Source organism: Desulfomicrobium aestuarii (assembly GCF_055385525.1).
The window spans coordinates 2,565,784-2,581,482 of sequence record NZ_AP042427.1; the positions used below are offsets into that span (position 1 = coordinate 2,565,784).

Below are 15,699 nucleotides of genomic sequence, written 5' to 3' on the forward strand. Positions count from 1 at the left end.
GTTTTATTTCCTATTCGCGAATCGCGAATAACACAAGCGCGTCATGGACAGTTTTCGCACGGCAGCCGACGGAACTACAAACCCGGTTCAGGGGTCGGTTCGGCCACCTTCCCCACCAGCTGCGCAAAGGCCGTAGGAACCGGCGCCGTCAGCGTCATGCTTTTTCCCGTGAAGGGATGGGCGAAAGTGACGGACTTGGCGTGCAGGGCCAGGCGCGGGAAGGCGTCGCCGCCCGCCCCGTACTTCCTGTCTCCGACCACGGGGTGGCCCAGGTCCGCCATCTGCACGCGGATCTGGTGCTTGCGGCCCGTCAGCAGTTCGATGTCCAGAAGCGTGTACTCACCCCGTTCCTGCACCACCTTCCAGGCCGTGCGCGCGAGCTTCCCCTGGGCCGTGTCGCGGGTGGAATACACCTTGTGCACACCGCTCTCCACAAGGTGCGAGATGACCAGGCCCGAGGCCTTGTCCATGCGTCCGTGCACCACCGCCGCATAGACCTTGGTCGTTTCGGGCCAGCGCTCCTGGAGGGTCCGCTTGGCCTCTTCGGACTTGGCGAAGATGACCAGGCCCGAAGTCTCGCGGTCGAGGCGGTGGACGATGAAGATCCTGTTGCGGGACTTGGAGTTGCCCTTGCGCACGTAGTCCGTCAGGGCGAAATAGGCCGTGCGGGTCTTTTCCGTGTCCGAGGCCATGGTCAGCATGCCGGCAGGCTTGTCCACGACGATGATGTCGCGGTCTTCGTGGACGATGCGCAGGTTCGACGGCAGATGCCGCGCGCCGGGGCGGGATGGGGCGGTCATGGCGTTCCCTGTTGTTGATGATTGCGTGGAGGCAGGCGTCTACCCGTTGCCGGGGTTCCGGTAAAGCCCGCGTTCAGGGCCCTCAGGCCTTTCCCGGCGCGGCTCCGCCGTCCCCGTCGAGAACCAGGCGTTCGAGGGTTTCGACGAGGCTCTTCATGTCCACGGGCTTGGCCAGATAGGCGTCCATCCCCGATGCCAGCAACCGCTCCCGGTCACCGGCCATGGCGTAAGCCGTCAGGGCCACGATGGGCACCTGCGCGGACTCGGCGAAGCGCGAATCCGTCCGGATGATCCGCGTCGTTTCCAGGCCGTCCAGAACGGGCATCTGCACATCCATGAAAATCAGGTCGACCTTCGCCCTCTGCAGCGTATCGAGGGCTTCCTGCCCGTTCTCCGCCTGGAAGACCTCAATGCCGCGCTTGCCGAGCATGGTCGCAATGCCGAGACGGTTGACGGGTTCGTCCTCCACCAGCAGCACACGCAGAGAGCCCATCCGGCGCCTGTCCGAAAGATGCAGTTCGCAGCACTCCGCGGCGGCAGGCTGCGTTGTCGCACCGAAGGGCAGGCCGACGGCCACGGTCGTCCCCCTGCCCACCTCGCTCTCCACGGACACGGAGCCGCCCATGAGGGTCACGAGGCCACGCACGATGCTCAGGCCGAGACCGGCGCCCTGCCGGCTCTTCTCGCCGGCGCTTTCCCCCTGTCTGAACGGCTCGAAGATCACCTCGAGGCTCTGGCCGTCGATGCCCGGACCGGTGTCCGAAACCAGGAACAGAAAATGCCTGTCGCCTTCGGAACCGTGCGGCAGCACGGAGGCATCCAGCCGCACCTCCCCGCTTCGCGTGAACTTCACCGCGTTGCCGAGCAGGTTCGACAGGATCTGCAGCAAACGGTGCTCATCCCCCGTGACCATGGCCGGCAGGTCATCCGACATGTGCACCGAAAGGCCGATCCCCGCCTGCCGAGCAGCCGGCTGGAAGAGTTCCCCGAGGGAATGCAGCAGCTCCCGCAGGTTGAACGGCTGGCGTTGAATCTGGATCTTCCCGGCCTCCACGCGCGACAGGTCGAGAATATCCCCCAGAAGGCGCGTCAGCCTGGTGCAGGAGAACACCGCCGTCGACGCGTAGTCGTTCTGCTCCCCTCTGAGCTCCGTCATCTGCAGGAGCTGCAGCATGCCCATGATGCCGTTCAGGGGCGTGCGCAGTTCGTGGCTCATGTTCGCCAGAAACGCCGACTTGGCCCGGTTCGCCGCCTCGGCCTGATCCCTGGCAGCCTGCAGTTCCGCCATGACCGCGGCCATGGCCAGGGCGTGCCGCTCCGTGCGCCTGCGCTGCGCCGAAAGGGACCAGATCACCGCGAAGAGCAACAGATCGACCGTCACGCCGCCGACGGCGATCAGCATGGGCTGGTCCGCCGGCATCCCATCCACGAACTCGGGCAGGGCCGCGAAACGGACCGTCCATGTCCGGCCCGGTAGCCCGATAGCCCGTTCGGTCACCAGAGTGCAGTCCTGCCCGAAAATCCGCTCCGGCTGGGAATCGTAAAGGAGGGAATCCTTGTCCACCTCCTCCCCGTCGTGCACGCGGAAATGCAGATTCGGCAGTCCGTGGCCGAGAATCCCGTTCAGCAGATCGCGGATGCGGAACGGGCTGTACACGAAGCCCCGCAGGGCGGCCCTACGCTGTTCGACGGTGTCGACGGAGGCGTCCGGGCTGTAGAGCGGCAGATACATGAGGAATCCGAGCTGCACATCCTGGTTCGTCTCCTGCACGAGGGTGACCTTGCCCGAAACGGCCGGCATCCCGCTGTCGCGGGCCTGGCACATGGCGGCCCGGCGTACGCCCTCGGAAAACATGTCGTAACCGAACGCTCTCAGGTTCCGGCCGGAAAACGGCTCAAGAAAAACGATGGCGCTGTACTGCTCGCGCGCCCCCCGAGGACGGACAGCATAGTCCGCAAAACCTTCGGCCCGCACCTCGCGTTCGTGAGTCTCCAGTTCTTCCGGGGCGATCATCCTGCTGAAGCCCACGCCCTGGATGCCGGGCCAGTAGGCGTCGATCTGCAGGTTCTCGACGAACAGGCGCCAGTCCTCGCGGCTCACGTCATCCGACGCCAGGAAGAGCCCGATCCCGCTGCGCAGGACCTGCTCATATTCCTGCATGCGCTTGGTGATGGCCATTCCGGCCTTCTCGACTTCGAAATCGAATCTGTCACGAAGGTGGTTTTCCACGGATCTGGCGGAAATGTACCAGCTGAGCACCGTGATGGCCAAAGAGATGGCGAGCACCACCCAGGCCGAAACCTCGTTGTGCAGGGAGTCCGCCAGAATCCTGCGGCGGGACGTATGGCGAGAAGCTGTGGGCTCGACTTGAGGAAGCATGGGCATCCTGGGCATGTGCAGCCGCTACGATGAACAGATTCAACACGTTGGATTCGAATATCGCGACCAGGACGTCAAATCAAGCCGGAAAAAAAGATGCGCGGGACATGCCCGCGCATCGAAAGGAAAGGCAGGGAGCCAAGGGCTCAGTTGCCGCCGCTGATCAGGAAGCCCTTGGTGGAGGGGCCCGTGGAGGCGGAGGTGCCGGCGATCTTGGACAGGTAGGTGTCGCCCAGAGTCTCGATGTGGTTGCCGACGTTGTCGAAGTAGTTCATGTGGGCCTGCTCCTCCTCGATGATGGTCTCGAAGAGCTTGGCGCTGATGGGATCGCCGTTGTCGCGGCAGGTCAGCAGGAACTGGCTGTAGACGTCGATGGTGTCGTCCTCGAGCTGGGTGTCGTAGGGGAAGATACTGCGCACATCCTGGCCCTTCTTCAGGTCGCCTTCATAAGAGGTGGTCGGCTCGCCGCCGAGTTCCTTGACGCGCTCGGCGAACATCTCGGCGTGGCGCATCTCGTCGATGGCGATGAGCTTCATCTTGGCGGCCAGTTCGCCGTAGTCCATGCTGTCCAGGTTGTAGTGCTGGTTCATGTACTGGGTGATGGCGAAGAGTTCCATGGCCCGAGCCTGGTTCAAAACGTCAATAACGCGGGCCCTGCGTTCTTCCTTCGAAAGAGCCATATTATCCTCCTGAAATATTAAAGGTTTGTTTGCTTCTGCATGAAACATTGACAGCTTACCAAAGACAGGGCGCAAGCGGCAAGTCATTTCAAAACCGATTTTCCCGACCCGCTCTCTTGATGCCGCAGGGCATCGGGAGTACACAGCGCATCTTCACGCTCACCGCTTTTTTGCTCCAAGGAACGCCATGCTCGTCTACGCCAAACTCGTCGGCTCCGTCTTCTTCTGGGGCGCGACCTGGATCTCCGGCCGCATCCTGGCCCAGGACATGGGGCCCTTCTCCGCCGCCCTGCTGCGCTTCGTCACGGCCTCGGCCTTTCTGCTCTTCTGGTCCTGGCGCGTGAACGGCGCCTTCCCGGCCCTGCCGAAAAAGGACATCCTGCCCGTGGCCTTCCTCGGCCTGACCGGCATCTTCCTCTACAACGCCTTCTTCTTCACGGGCCTGCAGACCGTCCCGGCCGGACGGGCGGCCCTGATCATCGCCTCGGTGCCCGTCATCATCAGCATCATCTCGGCCCTCATGCTCGGCGAACGCCTCACGCCGGGCAAGATCGCCGGGACTCTCCTGTCCCTGACGGGCGCGTCCATCGTCCTCTCCGGGGGCAACCCGGTGAAACTCTTCCAGGGCGGCCTGTCCCACGGCGACCTCATGATCCTGGGCTGCGTGGCCGCCTGGACGGCCTACTCCGTGGCCGGCAGCCGGGTCATGAAGCGGGTGAACCCGCTCATGGCCGTGACCTGGTCCTGCATCCTCGGCACACTCATGCTCGTCACCCCGGCCCTGACCCACGGACTCCTGGACGACATCGGCCGGGCCAGCCTCGTGGACTGGGGCAACATCCTTTTCCTCGGCGTCGTGGCCACGGGCGTGGCCTTCACCTGGTACTACGCAGGCATCCGCGCCATCGGCGCCGCCCGCGCCGGCATCTTCATCAACCTCGTGCCCGTCTTCGCCATCGCCATGGGCTACGTCATCCTGGGCGAACCCGTGACCTCCGCCCTGCTCACCGGCGGCACCATGGTCATCTCCGGCGTGTACCTGGCCAACCGGCCGGGCGCATCGTAGGGGGGAGGGAAGAAGGTGCCTCCGGCGGGCAGGGGGCGCGCCCCCTGCACCCGCGTATGGGGGAGGGTTTTGTTTCGGTGATTTGACGCGTTCAGATTGTGCGCATGGACAGGCCGATGCGACGGCGCTTGACGTCCACTTCCAGCACCGTGACCTGCACCTGCTGGCCCGTGCGGACAACCTCCGAGGGGTCACGGACGTAGCGGTCGGCCAGGTTGCTGATGTGCACCAGGCCGTCCTGGTGCACGCCCACGTCCACGAACGCCCCGAATCGCGTCACGTTGGTCACGATGCCCGGCACGCTCATGCCCGGGTGCAGGTCCGAGATGTCGTGCACGTCGGCGAAACGGAAGACCTGAAAGGCTTGGCGCGGGTCGCGCCCAGGTTTCTCCAGTTCGGCCAGGATGTCCTTCAGGGTGGGCAGCCCCACCTCGTCCCCCACGTAGCGCGAAAGATCGATGCGCCTGCGCAGGCTTTCGTCCCGCAGGAGTTCGGCCACTCCGCAGCCGACATCCTTGGCCATGCGCCCGACCAGTTCGTAGCGCTCGGGATGGATGGCGCTGCCGTCCAGGGGGTTCTTTCCGTTCCGGATGCGCAGAAAGCCCGCGCACTGCTCGAAGGCCTTGGGCCCCAGGCGCTTGACCTTGAGCAGGCCCTTGCGATCCGTGAAAGGGCCGTTTTCCCGCCGGTGCTCAACGATATTCGCGGCCAAGACCGGGCCCAGGCCCGAAACGTGGGCCAGGAGTTCGGGGCTTGCCGTGTTCACGTCCACGCCGACCTGATTGACGCAGGACACGACCACGTCGTCGAGACTCCTCTTCAGGGCCGCCTGGTCCACGTCGTGCTGGTACTGGCCAACGCCGATGGACTTGGGGTCGATCTTGACCAGCTCGGCCAGAGGGTCCATGAGCCGCCGTCCGATGGACACGGCGCCGCGGTAGGTCAGATCCAGGTCCGGGAACTCGCGCCGCGCGATTTCCGATGCCGAATAAACCGAAGCCCCGGCCTCGTTGACCAGGATGACGTCCACCTCCGCAGGCAGCCCAAGGCCCCTGACGAAAGACTCGGTCTCGCGCCCCCCAGTACCGTTGCCCACGGCGACGGCCTGCACTCCGTGGGTCCTGACCATGGAGACGATGACCCGTCCGGCCTCTTCGGCCTGGCCCTTGCCGCCCACGGGAAAAATCGTCTGCCAGTGCAGCAGGATCCCCTGCTCGTCCAGGCAGACGAGCTTGGCGCCGGTGCGCAGGCCGGGGTCCAGGGCCAGGATGCGACGCGGGCCCAGGGGCGGGGCCAGCAGCAGCTCGCGCAGGTTAGCGGCGAACACGCCGATGGCCTCCGCGTCGGCCCTCGTTTTCAGCTCGCCCCACAGCTCCGTCTCCAGGGACGGGGCCAGAAGGCGGCAGTAGCCGTCGGCCGCGGCCTCCCTGACCACCTCGCCGCAAGGCCCCTTCGGGACGGGAAAAGTCCGCGTCAGCAGGGACAGGGCCTCGTCCTGGTCCGGACGCAGGGCCAGGGACAGCACCTTCTCACGCTCGCCGCGCAGCATGGCCAGGATGCGGTGCCCCGGAGCCGTACGCACGGGTTCGCGCCAGTCGAAATAATCGAGGTACTTTTGTCCCGCGTCGTCCTGGCCCTTGCGCACCGCCGACGCGATGACGCCCTTGGCCGCGAACATGGCGCGCAGCCTCTCGCGGCAGCGCCTGTCCTCGCTGACCGTCTCGGCGATGATGTCCCGCGCCCCGGCCAGGGCGGCCGCCGCGTCAGGCACGTCCTTGCCGGGGTCGACGTACCCCGCGGCCGCGGCATCAAGATGCACCCCGCCGGCCAGGATCGCCCGCGCCAGAGGCTCCAGGCCCCGCTCCCTGGCCATGGTCGCGCGGGTGCGCTTCTTGGGGCGGTACGGCAGGTAGACGTCCTCCAGCTCGGCCAGGGTCGCGGACCGTTGCACGGCCCGTTCCAGCTCCGCGCTCAGCAGATCGCGCTCGCGCAGGCTGCCCAGGATCGCCTCCCGGCGCTTGTCCAGCTCGCGGGCCGCGTCCAGGGCGTCGCGGACGTTCTGAATGGCCACTTCATCGAGCCCCCCGGTGCGCTCCTTGCGGTAGCGGGCGATGAAGGGCACCGTGCCGCCCTCGTCCATCAGCTCGGCCACGCTCCTGACCTGGGCCTCGGGGATGGCCACAGCCTGGCCGACGCGTTTGAAAATATCCGATTCCGGCATGGGAACTCCTTGAAGTTGTAATCGAAGGACCGACCTGGTTCTTGCGGGCCGGGAGATCAATACCGTACATGCGGCAGACAACGCGCACAAACGGACGCGACTTCCGATCTGACGGATTCGACGGTCCGGACATGCAAAGCGGCGCTCACTCTCCAGGAGACCGGCTCATGACGTTCAGAATACTGCTGCTCTGGGCGGCCATCATCCCCATGGCCATCGCCAACGGAATGTTCCGCGACACGGTTCTCGTCAGGATGTTCGGGCAAAAACGGGCGCGGACCTTCAGCGGCCTGAGCCTGAGCGCGGTCATCCTGGCCTGGACCATACTGACCATCCCCTGGGTCCGGCTCCCCGGCGCTCCGCACTACGCGGGCGTCGGCCTCACCTGGCTGACGCTGACCGTGGCCTTCGAATTCCTCTTCGGCCGGTTCGTGGCCCGGAAACCCTGGCCGGAGCTCCTGCGGGCCTACCGCTTCGAGGACGGCGACATCTGGCCCCTGGTCCTCGCGGTCGTGGCCCTCTCGCCCTCTGTGGCCGCAGCCCTGCGAACGCTCCATTAGCCGTGGTTCCTTCCGGGTCGCAAAGCGACCGAAAAACCCAGACGGATCGACGAGTACGCCCTGGCGGACAGGAAGGAGACTTTACCGGTGCGTTCGCGCCTGCGAAGGCAAGAGAAAAAACAGGCGGGAGAACGGCGGGACGACCGGACCCGCCCCAAGAAGGCGCTGTGCCTAGTACGCTCCGCCCTGCTGCCGCCAACCTTTGAGCAGGCCAAAACACCCGGCCAGCATCATGTCCCCGCCCGGCGCCAGGAATTCCACCTTGGCGTCGGCCAACAGGGCACGTCTGGGGCCGAGGACCACGATTCGCTCGAAGCCGTCCGGCAGGTCCGGCACGGTCACGCAGCCGTGGCCGCCGTCGTCGAAAACCTCCGCATTGCCCAATTCCCCATGCCTGAAGCGCGTCAGATGATCGAGCAGCCGGGCCTCGTCCAGGTGGCCGGTATGGTGTTCGTAGACCCCGAGCACGCGGGTGCCGAGGACCAGGAAGGCGATGGTGTGACTGTTGCCGACGTTGACCACGAGCACGCCGTCCGTGGCCGCCGTGCGCTCCACGGACGGGTCGAAAAGCGCGCCCAGCAGGGCGGCCGAGCCCGTGTCGGCCACGAGCCCCACGCCGATGGAGCGGCGCAGGCACTGCAGGCGGGTCATCTCCTCGGGCGGGTCGGCGTACAGCAGGCGCGAAATGTCCCCGCCGTCCTCGTTCATGAACCGCTCCCAGTAGGCGAAGCGCGAGATACGGTTGCTCTTGCCGGGGTGGAAGCCGTGATCCTGCACGCAGGCCAGGACGAGGTCGGGCTGGGGCAGGCCCGCGTGCTGCAGGAGGCCGCGCCAGAAACCGGGGTCGAAGTCCGTCAGCAGCACCTGCGAGGCCGAAAGGGGCGGGATGGACGTGATCTCGATGCCGTGGCCGCGCACCTGGTCCAGGTCGTCGCCCAGGGCCAAGGCCGCCTCGGGGTGGGCGTAGACCTTGAGGCCCGCGTCCTGGTGGGCCTTGACCGCCCGCCAGAACCCCCCTCCCATGTTCTGGCCGTGCAGATAGATGTCGCGCCCGGCCTTTGTCAGCTCACGGATGCGGGCGCCCACGTTCCTGGCCGGGGACGGCAGGATGAACTTGGGGCAGTTCTCCAGTTCCAGGCCTTCCTGGTAGAGCAGCACGTCCTGGGTGCCGCTGCCGATATCGAGAATGAGACAGGTCGTGGATTGCACGGTCGCGCTCCTTGCGATGAGAGAATTTCGAGCCACCGACGCCCGAAGGTCCCGGGTAGCCGCTTTCGGCACCGAGGTCCAGAATTCCGGGCCGCAAACTCCGCGAACGCAAAAAAGCCCGGCCCCGATGAAAGCTCGCCGGAACCGGGCAGTGTCATTTCACCCCCTGAAATCAGGCCCTGAAGACCAGGCTCCCACCCGCCTCGTCCACCACCAGCTTCTGCCCGTCGTGCAGGCGGCCGCCGATGATCTCGCGGGCCAGGGGGGTTTCCAGGCGCTGCTGCAGGTAGCGCAGGAGCGGCCGGGCACCGTAGACCGGGTCGTAGGCCTCGCGGGCGATGAACTCCTTGGCCCGGTCGGTGAGCGTCAGAGTGATCTTGCGTTCGTCGAGGCGCGCCTGCAGGTTGCCCAGGAGCAGGTCGATGATGCGCGTGATCTGCTCGATCAGGAGGGGCTTGAAGAGCACGATCTCGTCCACCCGGTTCAGGAACTCGGGCCGGAAGTGGCCGCGCAACACGCCCATGACCGCCTCGCGCACGCCCTCGCGCAGCTCGCCCCCCTCGGTGATGCCGTCCAGGAGCATGGGCGAGCCGATGTTGGAGGTCATGATGATGATCGTGTTCTTGAAGTCCACGGTGCGGCCGTGGCTGTCCGTCAGACGGCCGTCGTCGAGGATCTGCAGGAGCACGTTGAAGACGTCGGGGTGGGCCTTCTCGATCTCGTCGAAGAGGACCACGCTGTACGGCTTGCGCCGCACGGCCTCGGTCAGCTGGCCGCCCTCGTCATAGCCGATGTAGCCGGGAGGCGCGCCGATGAGCCGGGCCACGGTGTGCTTCTCCATATACTCGCTCATGTCGAGGCGGACCATGTTCTCCTCGGTGTCGAAGAGGCACTTCGCCAGGGTCTTGCACAGCTCGGTCTTGCCCACGCCCGTGGGCCCCAGGAACATGAAGGAGCCGATAGGCCGCTGCGGGTTCTTCAGGCCCGCCCGGGCGCGCAGGACCGCGTCGGCCACGGCCTGCACGGCCTCGTCCTGGCCGATGACGCGCTCGTGCAGGATGTCGGCCAGCTTCAGGAGCTTCTCGCGCTCCCCTTCCACCAGCTTGGACACCGGGATACCCGTCCACTTGGAGATGATGGCCGCGATGTCGTCGGGGCCGACTTCCTCGCGCAGCAGGCGCGGCTCGCCGTCGCCGCCGCCCGAGAGAGCGGCGAGCTTCTTGTCCAGCTCCGTCAGACGACCGTACTTGAGTTCGGCGGCCCGGTTCAGGTCGTACTCGCGCTCGGCCTTGGCGATGGCCTCCTTGGTGGCCTCCAGCTCCTTCTTAACCTGGCTGATCTCGTCGATGCCGCTCTTCTCGCGCTCCCACTGGGCGCGAAGACCCGTCTGGGTCTCCTTGAGCTCTGCCAACTCCTTCTCGAGCTTCTCCAGGCGCTCGCGCGACGCGGCGTCGCTCTCGCGGCGCAGGGCCTCGCGCTCGATCTCCAGCTGCATGGTCTTGCGGTTGATCTCGTCGAGTTCCGTGGGCAGGGAGTCGATCTCCGTGCGGATCATGGCCGCGGCCTCGTCGATGAGGTCGATGGCCTTGTCGGGCAGCTGGCGGTCAGAGATGTAGCGGCTGGACAGGGTCACGGCCGTGACCAGGGCCGAGTCGGAGATGCGCACGCCGTGGTGCACCTCGAAGCGTTCACGCAGGCCGCGCAGGATGGAGATGGCGTCCTCGACGCTGGGCTCGTCTACCACCACGGGCTGGAAGCGGCGCTCCAGGGCCGGGTCTTTCTCGATGTACTTGCGGTACTCGTCGAGGGTCGTGGCGCCGATGCAGTGCAGTTCGCCGCGGGCCAGCATGGGTTTCAAAAGGTTGCCGGCGTCCATGGCGCCCTCGGTCTTGCCCGCGCCGACGATGGTGTGCAGCTCGTCGATGAAGAGGATGACGCGCCCGTCGGACTGCTGCACTTCCTTCAACACGGCCTTGAGGCGCTCCTCGAACTCGCCGCGGTACTTGGCCCCGGCGATGAGGGCGCCCATGTCGAGGGCGAAGACGGTCTTGTCCTTGAGGCCCTCGGGCACGTCCTTGTTCAGGATACGCTGGGCCAGACCCTCGACGATGGCCGTCTTGCCGACTCCCGCCTCGCCGATCATGACCGGATTGTTCTTGGTGCGTCGCGAGAGGATGCGGATGCAGCGGCGGATCTCCGAGTCGCGGCCGATGACGGGGTCGAGCTTGCCCTTGCGGGCGTCCTCGACCAGGTCGCGTCCGTACTTCTTGAGCGCGTCGTAGGTCTCTTCGGGGTTGGCCGAGGTCACGCGCTGGTTGCCGCGCACTTCGGCCAGCACAGAGAGGACCTTGTCCTTGGTCAGGGCGAACTGGCGCAGCACCGCGGCCGCCGGGCCCGTGCCCGGCTTGTCGAGGATGGCCAGAAACACGTGTTCCACGCTGACGTACTCGTCCTGCATCTGCTTGGACAGGTCCAGGGCGGCCAGCATGACCTCGTTCATGCGCTGGGTGACGTAGATCTGTCCTGGCTGGGCGCCGGGTCCGCTGACGCGCGGCAGCCTGCCCAGCTCCGTATCCAGGGCCTGGGCGATGGCCTTCACATCGTAGCCGGCCCGCTCCAGCAGACGTGGTACGAGCCCCTGCTCCTGCCCCACCAGGGCGCGGAAGAGGTGGTCGACATCCACCTGCTGGTGCCCGAAACGGATGGCCGTCTGCTGGGCTTCGGCCACCGCTTCCTGCGATTTCTGCGTGAATTTATTCAGATCCATGTGAATCCTCCGTAAAGGTCGCGCGAACGGGACCGTCAGAGCCGGTCAGCCGAGACGCGCAGCCGTTCTTCCAGGTGTGCGATGCGTTCCAGGAGATCGACGATGATGATTCCGGCCACGGGGCTGAGTTCAAAATCCGAACACAGGCGTCTGTACTTGCGCACGCGAAACACATCCATATCGACAAATAGAAATTCCTCCCAGGCGGTCCGGGCCGGGACAATCCAGTCCAGCCGGACCAGCTCCATGAGCGCGTCCTCGGTCACCCCCGTCAGTTCCAGGAACTCCCTGAGGCTGATGCGGTCCGAGGTCACCGGCACGGCGTGTTCATGTATCTGCACGATGGTCATTCCCCACTCCTACCTGGCCTGAAATGAAGAGATTGCCGCAAGTTCCTGCCACAGCTGCCGTTCCCGGTCCGTGAGATTCTTCGGAGAGCGGATGACCATGCGCACGAACTGGTCTCCTTGGCTCTCTCCCTTGCCCAGGCCCTTGCCGGCCAGACGCAGCTTCTGCCCACTGCTCACACCGGCAGGGATGTTCATGTCCACGGGTCCGTCCAGGGTCGGGATGCGCACGGTGCACCCCAGGACCGCCTCCCACGGGGCCAGACGCAGGTCATAGATGACGTTCACGCCTTCGAGGCGGAAGAGCGGGTGTTCGGCAATGGTCACCTGCAGCAGCAGGTCGCCGGCCGGCCCTCCGCCCATGCCGGGCGAGCCCTGCCCTGCCAGGCGTATCTTGGCCCCGTCCTTGACCCCTGCAGGGATGTTGACCTCCAGGGTCTTGGACTGCATCTGCGGCCTGCCGTCGGCGCCGCGCACCTGTTCCTGCAGGGTCAGGGTCTTGCGCCCGCCTCGGTAGGCCTCCTCCATGGTCAGATTGAGGCGTACCTCGGCGTCGTGACCGCGGCTGCGCATGGTCCGGCCGAACGGATCGCCGCCGAAGCGGCCGCCGCCGTAGCTCCCGCCCCCTCCGAAACCGCCGGCGCCGCCGAAGATGGTCTCGAAGAAGTCGCTGAAGCCCTCACCGCCTAAACCGCCTGAACGGAACTGGAAATTCTCGAAGCCGGGCGGCGGCTGGAAGTTCTGTCCTTCCTTCCAGTTGGGCCCGAGGGAGTCGTAGAGCTTGCGCTTATCCGGATCCTTCAGGACCTCATAGGCCTCGTTGATCTCCTTGAACTTGGCCTCGGCCTCGGGATTGTCGGGGTTCAGGTCGGGGTGGTATTTCCGGGCCAGCTTCTTGAAGGCCTTGCCGACTTCGTCCTGACTCGCTCCCTTAGGCACACCGAGCAGCGTGTAATAGTCCTTGTATTCCAAAGTAGTACCACTCCTTATGCTCGTACCGTTCGCGTCTCAGATAATGCGCTCCGAGCGCAAGTCAACAATTTGACGCAGATTTCACCAATGCCCATACCGCATGTAATCGCGGCTCAGCGGAGCCAGGACCAGCCACAGCGGGCGCCCGAAATACGCCCACAGTTCTTCGTCCGCCATCCCGACCTTCTCGGCGAAGCTTTGTCTGAAATGGGCCTCGCGGCGGATGAGGCTGTCGAGTTCCCGGGGTATTCCCTCACCTGCGCGCCTGACGGCGGCGAGCCTGACCGCCTCATCCGCAGGAAAGAGCCTTTCGTGCTCTTCGATGCATGCCCATAGGGCCGACCCTGCAGGTACGACATGCTCACGCGCCAGGGTCGGCGTGTCCATGGCGCTGAAAATCTCTACCGTGTCCGCGCATGACAGGGATCGACATTCGAGGGGCCGGTTCATGTACACGCCGCATGCCGCGCTCTCCTCATCGAAATACATGCATGCCCATCCACCATCTCTGCCGCGGATTTTCAGCAATTCGCTTTCCAGCGCTGCGAGGCCGTTCGTGCGTGGGTCGAAGGCCGGCTCCCCGCGCCTCAGGCAGACCAGGCTGCTCATGGGCACGTGTTCCAGCAGGTCGGCGTCCGACAGGTGCAGGGCCGGCCCCCCTTTCCGACAGCAGGTACCACACCTGCGGCATGTGTTCAAAGACATCGGCCCTCCTTGGGGCAGAACGGTTTTCTTTGCTGAGAATTCGACACTCCGTCCTTCAATCGGCACGCGCAGAGATACGGTAGCGATGTGGGACGAACAGTCAATGCGCAAAAACGAGAAAAGCCGGACAAGCCGGCTTTTCGAGAGAATATGGAAGAAGCGATCAGTTATACAGCTCTTTTTCGAGCCACTGCCTCACATCCTCGTTGACGGGGTACACGCCCTTGTGGTGGTACACGCCCTTGAGAAACTTGTCCGCCAGCTTGTCGGGAAGCGGAAGGACCGCGAGCTCATCTGCACCGTCGGAATTGCGGTACAAAAGAGTTGCCGTCGGTTTTTCATTCCAGGTGTTTATTACGAAGTAATGGGAAAAGTCTTCCTTGCCGCGCACGGCATACTGATATCCACCACGATATCCGTTGTTTCCCCACTCAAGATAGATCGCCACAGCATCTTCCGGGGTCATTTCCCAGTCAATGATGAGATCCTTGAAAGCTCGTAACTGTCCCATAGTTCACCTCCATTTCTTGAGATTAGTTAATAGTAACTAATCTCGAAAACGTCAAGTGGACTTTTAAAGTCGGATATCGGGACAGGTGCTGCCGGCCAGACGAGCGGCTTGGAACACTCGGGCGGCTGACACGAAATTTGCGGCCCAAGCAGGGTTCCCCAAGGCGTGCATGTGCGTATACCCGGCCAGGCAGTTGCGGTGCAGCACACCGTCGCACCCCTTTGCCATGCCTTGCCCCCGCTCGACACGCAACACGAAGGACGAAACGTTTTCGATGTCGATGCAGCGCGAATAATGGAATTCATGCCCGGTCAGGCGTGTCTTTGGACTGTAGAAAGGGTTGGCCGTTTCGACCAGGGAACTCATATACCCGTGCCCTTGCGGCTTCTGGAAGACTTTCGTCGTCAGCGGGAAGACCCCGGCCATGGGATAGGCCGCCCCCTCGAACAGAAGTTCACGGCTCAGGTACATGAGGCCCCCGCATTCCGCGTAAAGGGGCATGCCCTGCTCCACGCACCTGCGCACAGAATGGCGCATGGACTCGTTGTCAGCCAGCCCGGCGGCAAGAGTCTCAGGAAAGCCGCCACCCATGTAGACCGCGTCCACATCGGGGACTGCTCCGTCGGCCAGCAGGCTGAATTCGACGAGTTCGGCTCCTGCGTGGCGCAGGGCCTCGAAATTCTCCTGGTAATAGAACCAAAGGGCAGCGTCACGGGCCACGCCGATGCGCACGGTCGCTCCGGAAACAGGGGCCGGGTACAGCGGCGCTACCTCGCCGGATATCGGCGGAGCTGAACGCGCAATGGCCAGGCAGGCGTCGATATCGGCGTTCGCGCGCAGACATCCGGCGATTGCGGCGAAGGGATCCGCGCCGTGCTCGGCGTCGGAGATGAGCCCCATGTGCCGTTCGGGGATAGGATTCTCGGTCAGCTTGGGCAGAATGCCAAGTACCCGCACATCGGTGTATTTTTCGATGGAGTCACGCAGGATGTTCTGGTGGCGGCACCCGGCAGTGCGGTTCAGGATCACGCCGCGGATGTCGACCTGCGGATCAAAGGCCGTCAGACCGAGAATGATGGCGGCCATGGTGCGCGTGACCTTGGTGCAGTCGGCGACGACGATCACCGGGCAGCGCAGGAGCTTGGCCAGCTCCGCCGAGGAACAGGAACCTTCGACGTCCTTGCCGTCGTACAGGCCGCGGTTCCCCTCAAGAAGGGCCAGGTCCGCCCCTTTCGCCCGTAAGCGGAAAAGGTTTTCCAGAACTTCGGAGGACAATAAGAAAGGATCCAGATTTGTCGTGTCGCTATGGCTGGCCAGGCTCAGCCACTTGGCATCGATATAATCTGGACCCTTTTTGAAGGTCTGGACCGCGAGTCCCTGCTCCTGAAAGGCCCGGGCCAGGCCCAGGCTGACGATGGTCTTGCCTGAACCTCCACCAAGGCCGGCCACAAGAACGCGCGGACAAGACAAAGCAGATGCAG

Annotated in this window: 13 protein-coding genes; 2 read left to right on the forward strand and 11 right to left on the reverse strand. The window is 64.7% G+C overall.

Going from position 1 to position 15,699, the window contains the following annotated elements; translation table 11 throughout:
* Positions 1–74: 74 nt before the first annotated feature.
* The 3 genes from ACZ5AC_RS11610 to ACZ5AC_RS11620 all read right to left on the reverse strand — a co-directional run bounded on the left by ACZ5AC_RS11610 (position 75) and on the right by ACZ5AC_RS11620 (position 3,860).
* Positions 75–800 (reverse strand): RluA family pseudouridine synthase, encoded by a 726-nt coding sequence (locus ACZ5AC_RS11610; protein ID WP_464247772.1) that lies wholly within the window; start codon positions 798–800, stop codon positions 75–77.
* Positions 801–882: 82 nt separating this feature from the next.
* The gene (locus ACZ5AC_RS11615) at positions 883–3,180 is read right to left on the reverse strand and encodes a CHASE domain-containing protein (RefSeq protein WP_464247773.1); all 2,298 of its coding nucleotides are present in this window, start codon (positions 3,178–3,180) and stop codon (positions 883–885) included.
* A gap of 146 nt (positions 3,181–3,326) precedes the next feature.
* A complete protein-coding gene (locus tag ACZ5AC_RS11620; RefSeq protein WP_464247774.1) occupies positions 3,327–3,860 on the reverse strand; it encodes a ferritin-like domain-containing protein in 534 nt (177 codons plus the stop codon).
* Positions 3,861–4,047: 187 nt separating this feature from the next.
* On the opposite strand from ACZ5AC_RS11620, the gene ACZ5AC_RS11625 reads away from it, so the two are divergent.
* A complete protein-coding gene (locus ACZ5AC_RS11625; RefSeq protein WP_464247775.1) occupies positions 4,048–4,926 on the forward strand; it encodes a DMT family transporter in 879 nt (292 codons plus the stop codon).
* Between the two features lie 91 nt (positions 4,927–5,017).
* Here ACZ5AC_RS11625 and ACZ5AC_RS11630 read toward each other — a convergent pair whose 3' ends face one another.
* A complete protein-coding gene (locus tag ACZ5AC_RS11630) occupies positions 5,018–7,147 on the reverse strand; it encodes a Tex family protein (protein WP_464247776.1) in 2,130 nt (709 codons plus the stop codon).
* Between the two features lie 167 nt (positions 7,148–7,314).
* On the opposite strand from ACZ5AC_RS11630, the gene ACZ5AC_RS11635 reads away from it, so the two are divergent.
* The gene (locus tag ACZ5AC_RS11635; RefSeq protein ID WP_464247777.1) at positions 7,315–7,707 is read left to right on the forward strand and encodes a hypothetical protein; all 393 of its coding nucleotides are present in this window, start codon (positions 7,315–7,317) and stop codon (positions 7,705–7,707) included.
* A 171-nt stretch (positions 7,708–7,878) separates the two neighbouring features.
* On the opposite strand, the gene ACZ5AC_RS11640 is transcribed toward ACZ5AC_RS11635, so the two are convergent.
* From ACZ5AC_RS11640 to ACZ5AC_RS11670, 7 genes are all read right to left on the reverse strand, one after another.
* Complete coding sequence (locus ACZ5AC_RS11640; protein WP_464247778.1) at positions 7,879–8,916, reverse strand: DUF1786 domain-containing protein; 1,038 nt, start codon at positions 8,914–8,916, stop codon at positions 7,879–7,881.
* A 172-nt stretch (positions 8,917–9,088) separates the two neighbouring features.
* Positions 9,089–11,683 (reverse strand): ATP-dependent chaperone ClpB, encoded by a 2,595-nt coding sequence (gene clpB / locus ACZ5AC_RS11645; RefSeq protein ID WP_464247779.1) that lies wholly within the window; start codon positions 11,681–11,683, stop codon positions 9,089–9,091.
* Positions 11,684–11,718: 35 nt separating this feature from the next.
* Positions 11,719–12,033: a chaperone modulator CbpM gene (locus ACZ5AC_RS11650; RefSeq protein ID WP_464247780.1), complete on the reverse strand. Its 315-nt coding sequence runs from the start codon at positions 12,031–12,033 to the stop codon at positions 11,719–11,721.
* A 9-nt stretch (positions 12,034–12,042) separates the two neighbouring features.
* Positions 12,043–13,002, reverse strand: coding sequence for a DnaJ C-terminal domain-containing protein (locus tag ACZ5AC_RS11655; protein WP_464247781.1), 960 nt, complete (start codon positions 13,000–13,002; stop codon positions 12,043–12,045).
* A gap of 81 nt (positions 13,003–13,083) precedes the next feature.
* Positions 13,084–13,707 (reverse strand): YkgJ family cysteine cluster protein, encoded by a 624-nt coding sequence (locus ACZ5AC_RS11660; RefSeq protein WP_464247782.1) that lies wholly within the window; start codon positions 13,705–13,707, stop codon positions 13,084–13,086.
* Between the two features lie 163 nt (positions 13,708–13,870).
* Positions 13,871–14,218 (reverse strand): DVU0772 family protein, encoded by a 348-nt coding sequence (locus ACZ5AC_RS11665; protein ID WP_464247783.1) that lies wholly within the window; start codon positions 14,216–14,218, stop codon positions 13,871–13,873.
* A gap of 63 nt (positions 14,219–14,281) precedes the next feature.
* On the reverse strand, positions 14,282–15,688 hold the full coding sequence (locus ACZ5AC_RS11670; RefSeq protein WP_464247784.1) for a cobyrinate a,c-diamide synthase: 1,407 nt from the start codon (positions 15,686–15,688) through the stop codon (positions 14,282–14,284).
* Positions 15,689–15,699 lie beyond the last annotated feature (11 nt).

Excerpts from the sequence above, each read along its gene's own strand:
- ACZ5AC_RS11610 (WP_464247772.1), bottom strand. The coding sequence starts at position 800 with ATGACCGCCCCATCCCGCCCCGGCGCGCGGCATCTGCCGTCGAACCTG.
- ACZ5AC_RS11615 (WP_464247773.1), bottom strand. The coding sequence starts at position 3,180 with ATGCTTCCTCAAGTCGAGCCCACAGCTTCTCGCCATACGTCCCGCCGC.
- ACZ5AC_RS11620 (WP_464247774.1), bottom strand. The coding sequence starts at position 3,860 with ATGGCTCTTTCGAAGGAAGAACGCAGGGCCCGCGTTATTGACGTTTTG.
- ACZ5AC_RS11625 (WP_464247775.1), top strand. The coding sequence starts at position 4,048 with ATGCTCGTCTACGCCAAACTCGTCGGCTCCGTCTTCTTCTGGGGCGCG.
- ACZ5AC_RS11630 (WP_464247776.1), bottom strand. The coding sequence starts at position 7,147 with ATGCCGGAATCGGATATTTTCAAACGCGTCGGCCAGGCTGTGGCCATC.
- ACZ5AC_RS11635 (WP_464247777.1), top strand. The coding sequence starts at position 7,315 with ATGACGTTCAGAATACTGCTGCTCTGGGCGGCCATCATCCCCATGGCC.
- clpB (WP_464247779.1), bottom strand. The coding sequence starts at position 11,683 with ATGGATCTGAATAAATTCACGCAGAAATCGCAGGAAGCGGTGGCCGAA.
- ACZ5AC_RS11650 (WP_464247780.1), bottom strand. The coding sequence starts at position 12,033 with ATGACCATCGTGCAGATACATGAACACGCCGTGCCGGTGACCTCGGAC.
- ACZ5AC_RS11660 (WP_464247782.1), bottom strand. The coding sequence starts at position 13,707 with ATGTCTTTGAACACATGCCGCAGGTGTGGTACCTGCTGTCGGAAAGGG.
- ACZ5AC_RS11665 (WP_464247783.1), bottom strand. The coding sequence starts at position 14,218 with ATGGGACAGTTACGAGCTTTCAAGGATCTCATCATTGACTGGGAAATG.